Genomic DNA, 18,060 nt, shown 5'->3' on the forward strand with positions numbered 1-18,060 from the left:
GAACCGGGGCCCACGGACCGGGAGACCTCAGCGGACGAAGACGCCCGCCTGACCCGCCAGGTCCAGGAAGTACTGCGGCGCCACACCGAGCACCAGCGTGACCGCCACGCCCACCGCGATGGCCGTCATCGTCAGGGGCGACGGCACGGCGACCGTGGGTCCCTCCGGACGCGGCTCGCTGAAGAACATCAGCACGATCACCCGGATGTAGAAGAACGCCGCGATGGCCGACGAGATCACACCGACCACGACCAGCGCACTCGCACCGCCCTCGGCCGCCGCCTTGAACACGGCGAACTTGCCCGCGAAGCCGGAGGTCAGCGGGATGCCCGCGAAGGCCAGCAGATAGACCGCGAACACGGCCGCCACCAGCGGTGACCTGCGTCCGAGGCCGGCCCACTTGGACAGGTGCGTGGCCTCGCCGCCCGCGTCGCGCACGAGGGTGACCACCGCGAACGCGCCGATCGTCACGAACGAGTAGGCGCCCAGGTAGAAGAGCACCGACGACACACCGTCCGGTGTCATCGCGATGACACCCGCGAGGATGAATCCCGCGTGCGCGATGGACGAGTACGCGAGGAGCCGCTTGATGTCGGTCTGGGTGATCGCGACGATCGCGCCGCCCAGCATGGTGACGACCGCGACGCCCATCATCACCGGCCGCCAGTCCCAGCGCAGGCCCGGCAGGACGACGTACAGGAGCCGCAGCAGCGCGCCGAAGGCGGCCACCTTGGTCGCGGCGGCCATGAAGCCGGTCACCGGGGTCGGAGCGCCCTGGTAGACGTCCGGGGTCCACATGTGGAACGGCACCGCGCCGACCTTGAAGAGCAGGCCCATGACGACCATCGCGGCGCCGATGAGCAGCAGCGCGTCGTTGCCCATGGTGTCGGCGAGGGCCGGGTTCACCGTCTCGACCGTGCCGTCGACGACCTGGGCGATCGTCGCGTACGACACGGAGCCGGCGTAGCCGTAGAGCAGGGCGATGCCGAAGAGGGTGAACGCGGAGGCGAAGGCGCCGAGCAGGAAGTACTTGACCGCGGCCTCCTGCGACATGATCCGCTTGCGGCGGGCCACGGCGCACAGCAGGTACAGCGGCAGCGAGAAGACCTCCAGCGCGATGAAGAGGGTCAGCAGGTCGTTCGCCGCGGGGAAGACGAGCATGCCGCCGATGGCGAAGAGCAGCAGCGGGAACACCTCGGTGGTGGTGAATCCCGCCTTGACCGCGGCCTTCTCGCTGTCGCTGCCCGGTACGGAGGCGGCCTGTGCGGCGAACGAGTCGACGCGGTTGCCGTGCGCCACGGGATCGAGGCGCCGTTCGGCGAACGTGAACACGCCCAGTACACCGGCCAGCAGGATGACGCCCTGCAGGAAGAGCGCGGGTCCGTCGACCGCGACGGCGCCCATCGCGGCGATCCCGGCCTTCGTGGTGCCGTATCCGCTCGCCGCGAGGGCGACCACCGCGGCGAACGCGGCGGCGAGGGCGACGACGGAGACGAAGACCTGCACGTAGTAGCGGGACCTGCGGGGCACGAAGGCCTCGACCAGGATGCCGATCACCGCCGCCCCGATGACGATCAGGGTGGGCGACAGCTGCCCGTACTCGATGTTCGGCGCGTCGATCTTCTGGATCGGATCGGCCGCCGTTGTCCACAGGCTGTGGACGGCTGTAGCGCTCACTTGGCGGCCTCCACCTCGGGCTTGGGGTCCTTCTTGTGTACGTCGGACATGGTCTGCTTGACCGCCGGGTTGACGATGTCGGTCAGGGGCTTCGGATAGACGCCGAGGAAGATCAGCAAAGCGATCAGGGGGGCGACCACCACGAGCTCGCGCACCTTGAGGTCGGGCATCGCCGAGACCTCGGGCTTCACCGGGCCCGTCATCGTCCGCTGGTAGAGGACGAGGGTGTAGAGCGCGGCGAGGACGATGCCGAAGGTGGCGATGATCCCGATCACCGGGTAGCGCGCGAACGTGCCGATCAGGACCAGGAACTCACTGACGAACGGTGCGAGTCCCGGCAGCGACAGCGTCGCCAGGCTGCCGATCAGGAAGGTGCCGGCGAGCACCGGGGCGACCTTCTGCACCCCTCCGTAGTCGGCGATCAGGCGCGAGCCGCGCCGGGTGATCAGGAAGCCGGCCACCAGCATCAGCGCGGCGGTCGAGATCCCGTGGTTGACCATGTAGAGCGTCGCGCCCGACTGGCCCTGGCTGGTCATCGCGAAGATGCCCATGATGATGAACCCGAAGTGGGAGATCGACGCGTACGCCACCAGGCGCTTGATGTCGCGCTGGCCGACCGCGAGCAGCGCCCCGTAGACGATGCTGATCAGGGCGAGGACGAGGATCACGGGCGTCGCCCACTTCGAGGCCTCCGGGAAGAGCTGGAGGCAGAAGCGGAGCATCGCGAAGGTGCCGACCTTGTCGACCACCGCGGTGATCAGGACGGCGACCGGGGCGGTGGACTCCCCCATGGCGTTCGGCAGCCAGGTGTGCAGCGGCCACAGGGGCGCCTTCACCGCGAAGGCGAAGAAGAAGCCCAGGAACAGCCATCGTTCGGTGTTGGTCGCCATGTCCAGCGAGCCGTTGGCGCGGGCCTCGGCGATCTCCTGGAGCGAGAAGTTCCCCGCCACCACGTAGAGGCCGATCACGGCGGCCAGCATGATCAGGCCGCCGGCCAGGTTGTAGAGGAGGAACTTCACGGCGGCGTACGAACGCTGTGCCGCCGCGTGTTCGTCCGAGCCCGCGTGGGCCCGGTCCCCGAAGCCGCCGATGAGGAAGTACATCGGGATGAGCATGGCTTCGAAGAAGATGTAGAAGAGGAAGACGTCGGTGGCCTCGAAGGAGATGATCACCATCGCCTCGACGCCGAGGATCAGGGCGAAGAAGCCCTGGGTCGGCCGCCACCGGCTGCTGTGGGTCTCCAGCGGGTCGGCGTCGTGCCAGCCCGCGAGGATCACGAACGGGATGAGCAGGGCGGTCAGCGCGATCAGCGCCACCGCGATGCCGTCCACGCCCAGCTCGTACCGCACCCCGAAGTCCTTGATCCAGGAGTGCGATTCGGTGAGCTGGTAGCGGTCGCCGTCGGGGTCGAAGCGGACCAGGACGACGACGGCGAGGGCCAGGGTGGCGAGCGAGACGAGCAGCGCCAGCCATTTGGCGGCGGTGCGGCGGGCGGCCGGCACGGCGGCCGTGGCGATCGCCCCGATCGCCGGGAGGGCCGCCGTCGCTGTCAGCAGAGGAAAGGACATCGGTATCAGACCGCCCTCATCAGCAGGGTCGCGGCGATGAGGATCGCCGCACCGCCGAACATCGAGACGGCGTACGAGCGCGCGTAGCCGTTCTGCAGCTTGCGGAGCCGTCCGGACAGACCGCCCATCGAGGCCGCCGTGCCGTTGACGACCCCGTCGACCAGGGTGTGGTCGACGTACACCAGGGAGCGCGTGAGGTGTTCGCCGCCGCGCACCAGGACGACGTGGTTGAAGTCGTCCTGGAGGAGGTCGCGCCGGGCGGCCCGGGTGAGCAGGGAGCCGCGCGGGGCGACGACCGGGACGGGGCGGCGCCCGTACTGGAGCCAGGCGAGGCCGACGCCGATGACGAGCACGACCATCGTGGAGAGGGTGACGGTGGTCGCGCCGATCGGCGGGTGTCCGTGCGCGTGCTCGGTGACGGGCTCCAGCCAGTGCAGGAAGCGGTCGCCGATGCCGAAGAAGCCGCCCGCGAAGACCGATCCGAAGGCCAGCACGATCATGGGGATCGTCATGGACCTCGGCGACTCGTGCGGGTGCGGCTCCGCGTGGGCGCCCTGGTGCTCGGCGGCCGGCTCCACGTCCGACTCGGCCGGGGAGGCGGTCGGCCGGTTGCGCCAGCGCTCCTCTCCGAAGAACGTCATCAGCATCACGCGCGTCATGTAGAACGCGGTGATGGCCGCGCCCAGCAGGGCGACGCTTCCGAGGATCCAGCCCTCGGTGCCGCCCTTGGCGAAGGCGGCCTCGATGATCTTGTCCTTGGAGAAGAAGCCGGACAGGCCCGGGAAGCCGATGATGGCGAGGTAGCCGAGGCCGAACGTCACGAAGGTGATGGGCATGTGCTTGCGCAGGCCGCCGTACTTCCTCATGTCGACCTCGTCGTTCATGCCGTGCATGACCGAACCGGCGCCGAGGAAGAGCCCGGCCTTGAAGAAGCCGTGCGTCACCAGGTGCATGATCGCGAAGACGTACCCGATCGGGCCGAGGCCCGCCGCGAGGATCATGTAGCCGATCTGCGACATGGTCGAACCGGCGAGCGCCTTCTTGATGTCGTCCTTGGCGCAACCGACGATCGCACCGAAGAGCAGCGTGACCGCTCCGACGACGGTGGTGACGAGCTGGGCGTCAGGGGCGGCGTTGAAGATCTCCCCGGAGCGGACGATCAGGTACACACCGGCGGTCACCATGGTCGCGGCGTGGATAAGGGCCGAGACCGGGGTCGGGCCCTCCATCGCGTCGCCGAGCCAGGACTGCAGCGGCACCTGGGCGGACTTGCCGCACGCGGCGAGCAGCAGCATCAATCCGATGGCGGTGAGCTTGCCCTCGCCCGTCTCACCGGTGGCCTCCAGGACCGGCCCGAAGGCGAAGGTCCCGAAGGTGGTGAACATCAGCATGATGGCGATCGACAGGCCCATGTCGCCGACGCGGTTGACCAGGAAGGCCTTCTTCGCGGCGGTCGCGGCACTGGGCTTGTGCTGCCAGAAACCGATGAGCAGGTACGAGGCGAGGCCCACGCCCTCCCAGCCGACGTACAGCAGCAGGTAGTTGTCGGCGAGGACGAGCAGCAGCATCGCCGCGAGGAACAGGTTCAGATAGCCGAAGAAGCGGCGGCGGCGCTCGTCGTGCTCCATGTACCCGATCGAGTACACGTGGATGAGCGAGCCGACGCCGGTGATCAGCAGCACGAACGTCATCGACAGCTGGTCGAGCTGGAAGGCGACGTCCGCCTGGAAGCCCTCGACGGGGATCCAGCTGAACAGGTGCTGCGCGAGGGCCCGGTGCTCCTCGTCCTTGCCCAGCATGTCGGCGAAGAGGATCGCGCCGATCACGAAGGAGGCGGACGCGAGGACCGTGCCGATCCAGTGGCCGACGGCATCGAGCCGCCTGCCGCCGCACAGCAGTACGGCCGCTCCGAGCAGAGGCGCCGCTACCAGCAGCGCAATCAGATTCTCCACGATTCAGCGACCCCTTACAGCTTCATCAGGCTGGCGTCGTCGACCGAGGCCGAGTGGCGGGAACGGAACAGCGACACGATGATCGCGAGCCCGACCACGACCTCCGCGGCGGCGACGACCATCGTGAAGAACGCGATGATCTGGCCGTCGAGATTGCCGTGCATCCGGGAGAAGGCGACGAACGCGAGGTTGCAGGCGTTGAGCATCAGCTCGATGCACATGAACACCACGATCGCGTTGCGCCTGATCAGGACACCCGAGGCGCCGATCGTGAACAACAGGGCGGCGAGGTAGAGATAGTTGACGGGGTTCACTTCGCGGCCTCCTCTTCGCGGCCTTCGCGGCCGAGCCGCTCCCCGGAACGCTGTTCGAGCGCCTTGAGGTCCTTGATGGCCTGGTCCGACACATCGCGGATCTGGCCGCGCTCGCGCAGCGTGCTGATGACGGTCAGTTCGGACGGGGTGCCGTCCGGGAGGAGACCGGCGATGTCCACCGCGTTGTGCCGGGCGTACACACCGGGTGCGGGCAGCGGCGGAAGCTGCTTGTTCGCCCGGACACGTGCCTCGGCCAGCTCGCGCTGGGTCCTGGCCCGCTCGGTGCGCTCGCGGTGGGTGAGCACCATGGCGCCGACGGCAGCCGTGATGAGCAGGGCGCCGGTGATCTCGAAGGCGAAGACGTACTTCGTGAAGATGAGGGCCGCGAGGCCCTCCACGTTGCCGCCGGCGTTGGCCTGGGCCAGGCCCTCGAACTCGCTCAGTGACGCGTTGCCGATGCCCGCGCACAGCAGGATGCCGAAGCCGAGGCCGCACAGGACGGCCAGCCAGCGCTGGCCCCTGATGGTCTCCTTCAGGGAGTCCGCCGCGGTGACACCGACGAGCATGACCACGAAGAGGAACAGCATCATGATCGCGCCGGTGTAGACGACGACCTGCACGATGCCCAGGAAGTAGGCGCCGTTGGCGAGGTAGAACACCGCCAGAATGATCATGGTTCCGGCGAGGCAGAGCGCGCTGTGCACCGACTTCTTCATGAGGACGGTGCACAGGGCGCCGATCACCGCGACCGTACCGAGGATCCAGAACTGGACGGCCTCGCCCGTGGAGGTCGAGTAGGCCGCCAGCGAGGTGCCGGCGTCGGCGGCCAGGGAGCCTGAGTGGGCGGCCAGTTGAGCGGTCATCGGCCGATCACCTGCTCCGAGGCGGGCTCGTCCGGACCGAAGGTGGACTCGCCCTCCTGCGGGACCTCGCCCTTGGAGACGGCGACCTGCGGCACCGTGCCCGGCGCGGCCTCCGTGACCAGCCCGCGGTAGTAGTCCTGCTCGTCCGTGCCCGGGAAGATCGAGTGCGGCGACTCGACCATGCCCTCCTCCAGACCGGCGAGCAGCTGCTCCTTGGTGTAGATGAGGTTGGCGCGGCTGCTGTCGGCCAGCTCGAACTCGTTGGTCATCGTCAGCGCGCGCGTGGGGCACGCCTCGATGCACAGGCCGCACAGGATGCAGCGGGCGTAGTTGATCTGGTAGACGCGCCCGTACCGCTCGCCCGGGGAGTAGCGCTCCTCCTCGGTGTTGTCCGCGCCCTCCACGTAGATGGCGTCGGCGGGACAGGCCCAGGCGCACAGCTCGCAGCCGACGCACTTCTCCAGGCCGTCCGGATGCCGGTTGAGCTGGTGCCGGCCGTGGAAGCGCGGTGCGGTGGTCTTCTGCTGCTCCGGATACTGCTCGGTCAGCCGCTTCTTGAACATGGCCTTGAAGGTCACGCCGAAGCCTGCGACGGGGTTCTGGAAACCGGGTTTGGTCTCCTTCTGCTCATCAGCCATCGGACGCCTCCTTTCCGTCACGAGGTCCATCGGATCCGTCACTGTCAGTATTCACGCCACCACTGACAATCAACTCCCGCTCCCGGCGCGGGCGGCGCCGGGGCACCGGCGGCAACTCCTGTCCGGGCAGCGGCGGCACGGGATAGCCGCCCGCCATCGGGTCGAAGGCGGCGGTGTCGTCCAGCGCCTGGCGGGCGCCCTCGGCGTCCTTGCGTTCGCGGAACATGTCGGCGACGAACGAGAGCAGCAGCAGGACGAGGACCCCGCCGCCCACGTACAGGGCGATGTCGGCGAAGTCGTAGTTCTCGTTGCGCAGGGTCCGTACGGTCGCCACGAGCATCAGCCAGACCACGGAGACCGGGATCAGGACCTTCCAGCCGAGCTTCATCAGCTGGTCGTAGCGGACGCGGGGCAGCGTGCCGCGCAGCCAGATGAAGAAGAACAGCAGCAGCTGCACCTTGACGACGAACCACAGCATCGGCCACCAGCCGTGGTTGGCGCCCTCCCAGAAGGTGCTGATCGGCCAGGGAGCCCGCCAGCCGCCCAGGAAGAGCGTCACGGAGACCGCCGAGACGGTCACCATGTTCACGTACTCGGCGAGCATGAACAGCGCGAACTTGATGGACGAGTACTCGGTGTTGAAGCCGCCGACGAGGTCGCCCTCGGACTCCGGCATGTCGAAGGGGGCGCGGTTGGTCTCGCCGACCATCGTCACGATGTAGATCAGGAACGACACCGGCAGCAGGACGATGTACCAGCGGTCCTGCTGCTGGGCGACGATCTCCGAGGTGGACATCGAGCCGGAGTACAGGAACACCGACGCGAACGCGGCGCCCATGGCGATCTCGTAGGAGATCATCTGCGCGCACGAGCGCAGGCCGCCGAGCAGCGGATACGTGGACCCGGAGGACCAGCCCGCGAGCACGATGCCGTAGATGCCGACCGAGGCGACCGCGAGGATGTAGAGCATCGCGATCGGCAGGTCGGTGAGCTGCATGGTGGTGCGCTGGCCGAAGATCGAGATCTCGTTGCCGGGCGGCCCGAAGGGGATCACGGCGATCGCCATGAAGGCCGGGATGGCCGCCACGATCGGCGCGAGGACGTAGACGACCTTGTCCGCGCGCTTGACGATCAGGTCTTCCTTGAGCATCAGCTTGATGCCGTCGGCGAGCGACTGGAGCATGCCCCAGGGGCCGTGCCGGTTGGGGCCGATGCGCAGCTGCATCCAGGCGACGACCTTGCGCTCCCACACGATGGAGAAGAGCACGGTCAGCATCAGGAAGGCGAAGCAGAAGACCGCCTTGATGACGACGAGCCACCAGACGTCCCGGCCGAACACGGAGAGGTCCTCCGCGGCCAGGTGGACCGACGCGGTGAGGTTCGGGGTCATGCCTCCACCTCCTTGGGGGCCTCGCCGGCGAGCGTCGCCGGTCCGATGCGGACGAGTGCGCCGGGGGTCGCGCCCGTGTCCGAGGCGACGCCTCCCCCGGCGGAGTTCAGCGGGAGCCAGACCACCCGGTCGGGCATCTGCGTGATCCGCAGCGGGAGTTCGACGGCTCCCGAGGGTCCGGTCACGGCCAGCGTGTCGCCGTCCTTGACGCCCGCCTCGGCGGCCGTGGCGGCCGACACGCGCGCGTGGGCCTCGTGCCGGGTCCCGGCGAGCGCCTCGTCGCCCTCCTGGAGGCGCCCCTGGTCGAGCAGCAGTCGGTGCCCGGCGAGCACGGCCTCCCCGGCGGCGGGCCGCGGCGCGTGCGCCGCGCTCTCCAGCGGTTCGGTGGCCCGCGGCCCGTCCCAGGCGCCGAGCCGGTCCAGTTCGGCGCGCACGGTCCGCAGGTCGGGCAGCCCCAGGTGGACGTCCATGGCGTCGGCCAGCATCTGCAGGACGCGCGCGTCGGTGGGCGCCACCCTGCGGGTCATCTGGTCGGGCTTGAGAGCGGCCTCGAAGAGGCGCGCCCGGCCCTCCCAGTTGAGGAAGGTGCCCGCCTTCTCGGCGACCGCGGCGACCGGGAACACGACGTCCGCGTGCTCGGTGATCTCGCTGGGCCGCAGTTCCAGCGAGACCAGGAAGCCCACCTCGGACAGGGCCGCACGCGCGCGTGTGGGGTCGGGGAGGTCGGCGACCTCCACGCCCGCCACGACGAGCGCGGAGAGTTCGCCGGTGGCGGCGGCCTCGACGATCTGTCCGGTGTCGCGGCCGTGCCGGTGCGGAAGCGCGGCGATCTTCCAGGCCTGGGTGACCTCGTCCCGCGCGCGCGGGTCGGTGGCGGGGCGTCCGCCGGGCAGCAGCGAGGGCATCGCCCCCGCCTCGATCGCGCCGCGCTCCCCGGCCCTGCGCGGGATCCACACGAGCTGGGCGCCGGTGGCGGTGGCGGTCCGTACGGCGGCGGTCAGCCCGCCCGCCACGGAGGCCAGCCGTTCCCCGACGACGATCACGGCGCCCGGCAGGCGCAGTGCCTCGGCGGCCTTCGCCCCGTCGTCCTCCAGGCCGGTGCCGGAGGCGAGCGCGTCCAGCCACGCGGTCTCGGTGCCGGGGGCGGCCGACAGCAGGGTGCCGCCCGCCTTCTCCAGTCCGCGGGTGGCGTGCGTGGCCAGCGAGAAGGTCTGCTGTCCGTGTCCGCGCCAGGCCTTGCGCAGCCGCAGGAAGACGCCGGGCGCCTCCTCCTCGGACTCGAATCCGGCGAGCAGGACCGCGGGCGCCTTCTCCAGCGCCGTGTACGTGACGCCCGTACCGTCGAGGTCCCGGCCGCGGCCGGCGACGCGGGCGGCCAGGAAGTCGGCCTCCTCGGCGCTGTGTACGCGCGCGCGGAAGTCGATGTCGTTCGTGTCGAGGGCCACGCGCGCGAACTTGCTGTACGCGTAGGAGTCCTCGACGGTCAGCCGGCCGCCGGTGAGGACACCGGCGCGGGAGCGGGCCGCCAGGAGCCCCTGGGCCGCCGCCTCCAGTGCCTCGGGCCACGAGGCGGGCTCCAGCGCACCGGATTCGCCGCGCACCAGGGGTGTCGTCAGCCGGTCCCGCTGCTGCGCGTACCGGAAGCCGAACCTCCCCTTGTCGCAGATCCACTCCTCGTTGACCTCGGGGTCGTTGGCCGCGATGCGCCGCATGACCTTGCCGCGCCGGTGGTCGGTGCGGGTCGCGCAGCCGCCGGAGCAGTGCTCGCACACCGACGGCGAGGAGACGAGGTCGAAGGGCCGCGAGCGGAATCGGTACGCCGCCGAGGTGAGCGCCCCGACGGGACAGATCTGGATGGTGTTCCCGGAGAAGTACGACTCGAAGGGGTCGCCGTCGCCGGTGCCGACCTGCTGGAGCGCGCCCCGCTCGATCAGTTCGATCATGGGGTCGCCCGCGACCTGGTTGGAGAACCGGGTGCAGCGGGCGCACAGCACGCACCGCTCGCGGTCCAGCAGCACCTGGGTGGAGATCGGGACGGGCTTCTCGTACGTCCGCTTCTTCCCCTCGAAGCGGGACTCGGAGTCGCCGTGCGACATGGCCTGGTTCTGCAGCGGGCACTCGCCGCCCTTGTCGCAGACGGGGCAGTCCAGCGGGTGGTTGATGAGCAGCAGCTCCATCACACCCTTCTGGGCCTTCTCGGCGACAGGAGAGGTGAGATGGGTCTTGACGACCATCCCGTCCGTGCAGGTGATCGTGCAGGACGCCATGGGCTTGCGCTGGCCCTCGACCTCGACGATGCACTGGCGGCAGGCGCCGGCCGGGTCGAGGAGGGGGTGGTCGCAGAAGCGGGGGATCTCGATGCCGAGCTGTTCGGCGGCGCGGATGACCAGGGTGCCCTTGGGCACGCTGATCTCGACGCCGTCGATGGTCAGCGAGACGAGGTCCTCCGGCGGGACCGCCGCTTCCCCGCCTCCGGAGGGAGCGCTGGTGGTCACGGTCATGCGTTCACCTCCGTGTGCTTGTCCTTGTCGGCCCAGGCCGTCGACCTGGCGGGGTCGAAGGGGCAGCCGCGGCCCGTGATGTGCTCCTCGTACTCCTCACGGAAGTACTTGAGGGAGGAGAAGATCGGTGAGGCGGCGCCGTCACCGAGGGCGCAGAAGGACTTGCCGTTGATGTTGTCGGCGATGTCGTTCAGCTTGTCGAGGTCGGACATGACGCCCTTGCCGGCCTCGATGTCGCGCAGCAACTGCACGAGCCAGTACGTCCCTTCGCGGCAGGGTGTGCACTTGCCGCAGGACTCGTGGGCGTAGAACTCGGTCCACCGGGTGACGGCCCGCACGACACAGGTCGTCTCGTCGAAGCACTGGAGTGCCTTCGTGCCGAGCATGGAACCCGCGGCGCCCACTCCCTCGTAGTCGAGGGGGACGTCGAGGTGTTCGTCGGTGAACATCGGGGTCGAGGAGCCGCCCGGCGTCCAGAACTTGAGGCGGTGCCCGGCCCGGATGCCGCCGCTCATGTCGAGGAGCTGGCGCAGGGTGACACCGAGCGGGGCCTCGTACTGTCCTGGGCTGGTGACATGGCCGCTGAGCGAGTAGAGCGTGAAGCCCGGCGACTTCTCGCTGCCCATCGAGCGGAACCATTCCTTGCCCTTGTGGAGAATCGCGGGAACCGACGCGATCGACTCGACGTTGTTCACCACAGTGGGACAGGCATAAAGTCCCGCGACCGCAGGGAAGGGGGGACGGAGTCGCGGCTGCCCACGGCGGCCTTCGAGCGAGTCGAGGAGCGCGGTCTCCTCACCACAGATGTACGCGCCCGCGCCCGCGTGCACGGTGAGCTGGAGATCGAGTCCGCTGCCCAGGATGTTCCCCCCCAGGTAGCCCGCCTCCTGCGCCTCGCGCACGGCTTCGTGCAACCGCCGCAGTACGGGGACGACTTCACCCCGCAGATAGATGAACGCATGCGAAGACCGGATCGCGTAACAGGCGATCACGATGCCCTCGATGAGGCTGTGCGGGTTCGCGAAGAGGAGCGGGATGTCCTTGCAGGTCCCGGGCTCCGATTCGTCGGCGTTGACAACTAGATAGTGAGGCTTTCCGTCGCCCTGGGGAATGAACTGCCACTTCATTCCCGTCGGGAATCCCGCGCCGCCCCGGCCGCGCAGTCCGGATTCCTTCACGTAGGCGATGAGATCGTCCGGTGACATGGCGAGCGCCTTGCGCAGGCCCTCGTAGCCGTCGTGGCGCCGGTAGGTGTCCAGCGTCCAGGACTTGTCCTCGTCCCAGAAGGCCGACAGCACCGGTGCGAGCACCTTCTCGGGGTCCGCTCCGGTCTGTGGCCGGGAGGTGCCCCCGTACTGAGTGGACAAGGTCATCACTCCCCCTCCTCGGCGGCGGGCCCGGCCGGGTGGTCCGGGTCGGACGCCGACGTGTCCTGCGGTGCGTCGTGCGAACTGAGGTGCTTGGACGAGGGCTGTCCGGACGGCGACGGGTCGGCCGGGGACGGGTCGTGCGCCGACCCGTCACGCGAGGATCCGGCAGACCCGGCAGGGCCGGCGGATCCGGGAGATCCGGCGGCCTCGGAGCCGCGTGGATGCACCACGCGCGCGGGACCCGTCTCCCCCTTGGCCAGCCGCAGGCCCACCAGCGAGGCGGGGCCCGCGCCGCCGCTCGCCTCGACCGCGCCGGGGCGCTCGTCGGGGAAGCCCGCCAGGATGCGGGCGGTGTCCTTGAACGTGCACAGGGGGGCGCCGCGGGTCGGCTCGACCTGCGTGCCCGCGCGCAGGTCGTCGACGAGGCCCTTCGCGCTGTCGACGGTCTGGTTGTCGAAGAACTCCCAGTTGACCATCACGACCGGCGCGAAGTCGCAGGCCGCGTTGCACTCGATGTGCTCCAGGGTGACCTTGCCGTCGTCGGTGGTCTCGCCGTTGCCGACGCCCAGGTGCTCCTGGAGGGCTTCGAAGATCGCGTCACCGCCCATGACCGCGCACAGCGTGTTGGTGCAGACGCCGACCTGGTAGTCGCCGCTCGGCTTGCGGCGGTACATGGAGTAGAAGGTGGCGACCGCGGTCACCTCGGCGGTGGTGAGGCCGAGCATCTCCGCGCAGAACCGCTGCCCCGTGCGCGTGACATGGCCTTCCTCCGACTGCACGAGGTGCAGCAGCGGAAGGAGGGCGGACCGGGAGTCCGGGTAGCGGGCGATGACCTCGCGCGCGTCCGCTTCGAGCCGGGTCCGGACGTCGGCCGGATAGTCGGGCGCGGGCAGTTGGGGCATGCCCAGGCTGACGCCCTGCGGCCCCGGGCCCTGCGGCTGTGTGCCCTGTGGCTGTACGCCCGGCCCGGAAGGAATGGTGGTCACCGGTCGACGCCTCCCATCACGGGGTCGATGGAGGCGACGGCCACGATGACGTCGGCGACCTGGCCGCCCTCGCACATCGCCGCCATGGCCTGCAGGTTGGTGAAGGACGGGTCCCGGTAGTGGACCCGGTAGGGGCGGGTGCCTCCGTCGGACACGGCGTGCACCCCGAGTTCCCCCTTGGGTGACTCGACGGCCGCGTACGCCTGTCCCGGCGGGACGCGGAAGCCCTCGGTCACCAGCTTGAAGTGGTGGATCAGGGCCTCCATGGAGGTGCCCATGATCTTCTTGATGTGGTCGAGCGAGTTGCCGAGGCCGTCGGGGCCGAGCGCGAGCTGGGCGGGCCAGGCGATCTTCTTGTCGGTGACCATGACCGGGCCGGGCTGCAGCCGGTCCAGGCACTGCTCGACGATCGCGAGCGACTGGCGCATCTCTTCGAGCCGGATGAGGAAGCGCCCGTACGCGTCGGCGGTGTCCGTGGTCGGGACGTCGAAGTCGTACGTCTCGTAGCCGCAGTACGGCTGGGCCTTGCGCAGGTCGTGCGGGAGGCCGGCGGACCGCAGGATCGGTCCGGTGGCACCGAGGGCCATGCAGCCGGTCAGGTCCAGGTGGCCGACGTCCTGCATACGGGCCTTGAAGATGGGGTTCCCGGTGGCGAGCTTGTCGTACTCGGGAAGGTTCTTCTGCATCTTCTTCACGAACTCGCGGATGTGGTCCACCGCGCCCGGGGGCAGGTCCTGGGCGAGGCCGCCGGGCCGGATGAACGCGTGGTTCATGCGCAGGCCGGTGATGAGTTCGTAGATGTCGAGAATGAGTTCACGATCACGGAAGCCGTAGATCATGATCGTGGTGGCGCCCAGCTCCATACCGCCGGTGGCGATGCACACCAGGTGCGAGGAGAGCCGGTTCAGCTCCATCAGGAGCACCCGGATGATCGTCGCGCGGTCCGGGACCTGGTCCTCGATGCCGAGGAGCTTCTCGACGGCGAGACAGTAGGCCGTCTCGTTGAAGAAGGACGTCAGGTAGTCCATGCGCGTCACGAAGGTGGTGCCCTGGGTCCACGTCCGGTATTCGAGGTTCTTCTCGATGCCGGTGTGCAGATAGCCGATGCCGCAGCGGGCCTCGGTGACCGTCTCGCCCTCGATCTCCAGGATGAGCCGGAGCACACCGTGGGTGGACGGGTGCTGGGGGCCCATGTTGACGACGATGCGCTCGTCGTCGGCCTTGGCCGCGGTCTGGACGACCTCGTCCCAGTCGCCACCGGTGACCGTGTAGACGGTTCCCTCGGTGGTCTCCCGTGCCGACGCCGACTGCGCGTCCGCCGACTGCGCGCTCGTTGACTGCGTGCTCATGAGTACGACCTCCGCTGGTCCGGAGCCGGGATCTGGGCGCCCTTGTACTCGACGGCGATACCGCCGAGGGGATAGTCCTTGCGCTGCGGGAAGCCCTGCCAGTCGTCCGGCATCATGATCCGCGTCAGCGCCGGGTGACCTTCGAAGACGATGCCGAAGAAGTCGTACGTCTCGCGCTCGTGCCAGTCGTTGGTCGGATAGACCGTGACCAGGGACGGGATGCGCGGGTCGCTGTCGGGGGCACTGACTTCGAGGCGGATCAGCCGGTTGTGGGTGAGCGAGCGCAGGTGGTAGACGGCGTGCAGTTCACGGCCCTTGTCGGCCGGGTAGTGCACCCCGCTCACCCCGGTGCACAGCTCGAAGCGCAGGGCCGGGTCGTCACGCAGGGTCCTGGCGACCTGGAGCAGGTGCTCGCGCTCGATGTGGAAGGTGAGCTCGTCGCGGTCGACGATCGTCTTGTCGATCGCGTTCTCCGGGACGAGGCCCTGTTCCTCCAGGGCGCCTTCGAGTTCGTCGGCGACCTCGTCGAACCAGCCGCCGTAGGGGCGGGCGGCCGGGCCGGGGAGGCGGATCGAGCGGACCAGACCGCCGTATCCGGAGGTGTCCCCGCCGTTGTTGGCGCCGAACATGCCGCGCTGGACGCGGATCTCCTCGCCGCCGTCGCCGCGCTGGCCCGGGAGGTTGGAGGCGCCGAGGTCCTTCTCCGGATTGGCGCCGTTCGTGCCGTCGCCTGCCGGGTCCTTGCCCTTGCCGGTCGGGCTCTTGCCGTTGCCGTTCGCGTCGCTCACCGCAGCAGCCCCTTCATCTCGATGGTGGGGAGCGCCTTGAGCGCCGCTTCCTCCGCCTCACGGGCCGCTTCCTCGGCGTTCACGCCGAGCTTCGAGGACTGGATCTTCTGGTGGAGCTTGAGGATCGCGTCCATCAGCATCTCGGGCCGCGGCGGGCAGCCCGGGAGGTAGATGTCGACGGGGACGATGTGATCGACGCCCTGCACGATCGCGTAGTTGTTGAACATGCCGCCCGAAGAGGCGCAGACCCCCATGGAGATCACCCACTTGGGGTTCGGCATCTGGTCGTAGACCTGCCTCAGAACCGGTGCCATCTTCTGGCTGACGCGCCCGGCGACGATCATCAGGTCGGCCTGCCGCGGTGAGCCGCGGAAGACCTCCATGCCGAAGCGCGCCAGGTCGTAGCGGCCCGCCCCTGTCGTCATCATCTCGATGGCGCAGCAGGCGAGGCCGAAGGTGGCGGGAAAGACGGACGACTTGCGCACCCACCCCGCGGCCTGCTCGACGGTGGTCAGCAGGAAGCCGCTCGGCAGCTTTTCTTCGAGTCCCATGCTCAATGGCTCCTCTGTCCCCTATACGGGGCTCAGTCCCTTGCGGGGGTCAGTCCCATGCGGGGTTCAGTCCCATTCCAGGCCGCCGCGCCGCCACACGTACGCGTAGGCGACGAAGACGGTGAGCACGAAGAGCAGCATCTCCACGAGCCCGAAGACCCCGAGCGCGTCGAAGGTGACGGCCCAGGGATAGAGGAAGACGATCTCGATATCGAAAATGATGAAGAGCATCGCCGTCAGGTAGTACTTGATGGGGAACCGCCCGCCGCCCGCCGGCGTGGGGGTCGGCTCGATCCCGCACTCGTAGGCCTCAAGCTTGGCCCGGTTGTATCGCTTTGGACCGATAAGCGTGGCCATGACCACGGAGAAGATCGCAAAGCCTGCCCCGAGGGCTCCCAGTACGAGGATGGGCGCATACGCGTTCACCGCTCCTCGCTCCTCTCAGTCGGCATTGACTGCTGGCGGTTGCATCAGGCGTCGCCCCTGCTCCACGAACCTCACGACGGTCGTGAGATGTGCGGAACCCCGTGCGGCTCACACGAAGATCGCGCACATGTGAAGCAGGTCACAAGCCCAACTGCCCCGCATCCTATGCCTGCCGGTCTGTGATCTGCGACACGGGGTACGACAACGTCTTTGTGATCTCCACCACCCGGCGAAGGATCATGAAGTCGGATCAGTGCCGATCTTCGTACGAGAAGCGTCCGAGTGATCACCAGAGGTGACATTTTCGCTCGTCGTCGCTGGTCCAGGTGTTGGCGCACTATCAAGCCGCGCGGATCCAAGGCAAATTGGTGCTGGACCGGGTCGCTTGATAGAGGAACTCGTTCACACGTCGGGGGGAGTTGGGATGTCCGTTGTGGACGACACGGGCGCGTGCATCCGTTCACGAGCGGGGGACGGCGTCGACCCGATCGCGGGCCACCCTCCGGATCGGTGCCGAGTCTCCCCACGATCCGCACGCGCAACGCGGTCGCCGGGGCTACCGTTCCGTGACGTGCGTCACATCGGTAACAGGCCGGAAACAACCGGGCTTGGCCAACCGGCTCAACGAGTGGTAGGTCGCGGGCAATTCGGACGTAACGCGAAAAGGCCGTGATCACAGGCGCGTCGGGCACTGTCCGCAATGCCCGTTACGGCGTCAATAAAGGGCGTCACGACCCCGATTCGCGCGTCCGTTGAACAATTGTGGCGCACCACACGTTTCTTGAAGGTATGGAGGAGCCCCTGATACCGGTTGTCCCTATGTCCCACACCGCTCACATACGAAGCCACCGGAAACCCCGGCCTCGCAGCAGTTCGGCGCTCGCGATGCGCGCCGGAGTTGCCGGTGGCGTCCTCGGCACCCTGGCAGTGGCCGGTGCCGCCGGAACGGCCAACGCGGCCGAGCCGGTGACCCAGACCATCGAGCTGCCCGCCCTCACGGCAGACATGACCGCTCAGGTCGCCGAGTCCGCGGAGGTGACCCAGCAGGCCGCGGCCGACTACCAGCTGCGCGCCGAGCGTGACGCCGCGGCCGAAAAGGCCGCGAAGCAGGCCAAGTCGGACCTCGCGGACGCGAAGAAGAAGGCTGAGGCCAAGGAGAAGGCCGAGGCGGCCCGCAAGGAGGCCGCCGAGCGCGCCACCCGCTCCGCGGGCCGCACGACCCTCACGACGGCCTCCACGGCCGCGAGCAGCGACGCCGTGGCTCCCGCCAGCGGCAGTGTCGGGACCGTCATCAGCTTCCTGAGGGCTCAGGTCGGCGACGCGTACGTCATGGGCGCCTCCGGTCCCGACGCGTGGGACTGCTCCAGCCTCGTCCAGGCGGCGTTCAAGCAGGTCGGTGTCGACCTGCCGCGCGTCTCCCAGGACCAGTCGGTGGCCGGCACCCCGGTCTCGCTGTCCAACATCCAGGTCGGCGACATCCTGTACTGGGGTGGCGCGGGCTCGGCGTACCACGTGGGTGTCTACATCGGCGGCGGCCAGTACCTGGACGCGGCGAACCCCTCGAAGGGCGTCGTCATCCAGGACCTGTCGGGCTACCCGGCGAGCGGTGCGGTCCGAGTGCTCTGACCTCCGGTCACACGCCCTCACGCCACACCCTTTTGCACGCTTTTGTGGGCCGTTTCCCCGG

At 68.9% G+C, this 18,060-nt stretch carries 15 protein-coding genes; 1 reads left to right on the forward strand and 14 read right to left on the reverse strand.

The annotated features are described in order from the left end of the window. Window positions 1-27: 27 nt before the first annotated feature. The 14 genes from nuoN to ACFWGJ_RS28495 all read right to left on the reverse strand — a co-directional run bounded on the left by nuoN (window position 28) and on the right by ACFWGJ_RS28495 (window position 16,373). Window positions 28-1,677 carry an NADH-quinone oxidoreductase subunit NuoN gene (nuoN, locus tag ACFWGJ_RS28430; RefSeq protein ID WP_387330119.1) on the reverse strand — a complete coding sequence of 550 codons (1,650 nt, stop codon included), beginning with the start codon at window positions 1,675-1,677 and terminating at the stop codon, window positions 28-30. Then, entirely contained in the window at window positions 1,674-3,245 is a 1,572-nt protein-coding gene (locus ACFWGJ_RS28435; protein ID WP_387330122.1) for an NADH-quinone oxidoreductase subunit M, read from the reverse strand. Before ACFWGJ_RS28435 ends, nuoN begins: the two co-directional genes overlap by 4 nt. A gap of 5 nt (window positions 3,246-3,250) precedes the next feature. Then, complete coding sequence (gene nuoL / locus ACFWGJ_RS28440; RefSeq protein ID WP_387330125.1) at window positions 3,251-5,197, reverse strand: NADH-quinone oxidoreductase subunit L; 1,947 nt, start codon at window positions 5,195-5,197, stop codon at window positions 3,251-3,253. 14 nt (window positions 5,198-5,211) lie between these two features. Beyond that, on the reverse strand, window positions 5,212-5,511 hold the full coding sequence (gene nuoK / locus ACFWGJ_RS28445) for an NADH-quinone oxidoreductase subunit NuoK (RefSeq protein WP_069171239.1): 300 nt from the start codon (window positions 5,509-5,511) through the stop codon (window positions 5,212-5,214). Then, window positions 5,508-6,374: an NADH-quinone oxidoreductase subunit J gene (locus ACFWGJ_RS28450; RefSeq protein WP_381833818.1), complete on the reverse strand. Its 867-nt coding sequence runs from the start codon at window positions 6,372-6,374 to the stop codon at window positions 5,508-5,510. Before ACFWGJ_RS28450 ends, nuoK begins: the two co-directional genes overlap by 4 nt. Further along, a complete protein-coding gene (nuoI, locus tag ACFWGJ_RS28455) occupies window positions 6,371-7,012 on the reverse strand; it encodes an NADH-quinone oxidoreductase subunit NuoI (RefSeq protein WP_267028626.1) in 642 nt (213 codons plus the stop codon). The genes ACFWGJ_RS28450 and nuoI overlap by 4 nt, the downstream gene beginning before the upstream one ends. Next, window positions 7,005-8,402 (reverse strand): NADH-quinone oxidoreductase subunit NuoH, encoded by a 1,398-nt coding sequence (gene nuoH / locus ACFWGJ_RS28460; protein ID WP_387330129.1) that lies wholly within the window; start codon window positions 8,400-8,402, stop codon window positions 7,005-7,007. The genes nuoI and nuoH overlap by 8 nt, the downstream gene beginning before the upstream one ends. Beyond that, window positions 8,399-10,903, reverse strand: coding sequence for an NADH-quinone oxidoreductase subunit G (locus ACFWGJ_RS28465; RefSeq protein ID WP_387330132.1), 2,505 nt, complete (start codon window positions 10,901-10,903; stop codon window positions 8,399-8,401). Before ACFWGJ_RS28465 ends, nuoH begins: the two co-directional genes overlap by 4 nt. After that, window positions 10,900-12,276 (reverse strand): NADH-quinone oxidoreductase subunit NuoF, encoded by a 1,377-nt coding sequence (gene nuoF / locus ACFWGJ_RS28470; protein ID WP_387330135.1) that lies wholly within the window; start codon window positions 12,274-12,276, stop codon window positions 10,900-10,902. Before nuoF ends, ACFWGJ_RS28465 begins: the two co-directional genes overlap by 4 nt. After that, window positions 12,276-13,175, reverse strand: coding sequence for an NADH-quinone oxidoreductase subunit NuoE (gene nuoE / locus ACFWGJ_RS28475; protein WP_387330145.1), 900 nt, complete (start codon window positions 13,173-13,175; stop codon window positions 12,276-12,278). The genes nuoF and nuoE overlap by 1 nt, the downstream gene beginning before the upstream one ends. A gap of 80 nt (window positions 13,176-13,255) precedes the next feature. Next, entirely contained in the window at window positions 13,256-14,608 is a 1,353-nt protein-coding gene (locus tag ACFWGJ_RS28480) for an NADH-quinone oxidoreductase subunit D (RefSeq protein ID WP_387330137.1), read from the reverse strand. Further along, the gene (locus ACFWGJ_RS28485) at window positions 14,605-15,396 is read right to left on the reverse strand and encodes an NADH-quinone oxidoreductase subunit C (protein ID WP_387330139.1); all 792 of its coding nucleotides are present in this window, start codon (window positions 15,394-15,396) and stop codon (window positions 14,605-14,607) included. The genes ACFWGJ_RS28480 and ACFWGJ_RS28485 overlap by 4 nt, the downstream gene beginning before the upstream one ends. Then, window positions 15,393-15,947, reverse strand: coding sequence for an NADH-quinone oxidoreductase subunit B family protein (locus tag ACFWGJ_RS28490; RefSeq protein ID WP_018528252.1), 555 nt, complete (start codon window positions 15,945-15,947; stop codon window positions 15,393-15,395). Before ACFWGJ_RS28490 ends, ACFWGJ_RS28485 begins: the two co-directional genes overlap by 4 nt. A 66-nt stretch (window positions 15,948-16,013) precedes the next feature. Next, on the reverse strand, window positions 16,014-16,373 hold the full coding sequence (locus ACFWGJ_RS28495; protein WP_033319564.1) for an NADH-quinone oxidoreductase subunit A: 360 nt from the start codon (window positions 16,371-16,373) through the stop codon (window positions 16,014-16,016). Window positions 16,374-17,162: 789 nt separating this feature from the next. On the opposite strand from ACFWGJ_RS28495, the gene ACFWGJ_RS28500 reads away from it, so the two are divergent. Further along, on the forward strand, window positions 17,163-17,999 hold the full coding sequence (locus ACFWGJ_RS28500) for a C40 family peptidase (RefSeq protein WP_387330142.1): 837 nt from the start codon (window positions 17,163-17,165) through the stop codon (window positions 17,997-17,999). Window positions 18,000-18,060 lie beyond the last annotated feature (61 nt).

Origin of the sequence: Streptomyces sp. NPDC060205, from assembly GCF_042728395.1 — a bacterium.
Classification (GTDB): domain Bacteria; phylum Actinomycetota; class Actinomycetes; order Streptomycetales; family Streptomycetaceae; genus Streptomyces.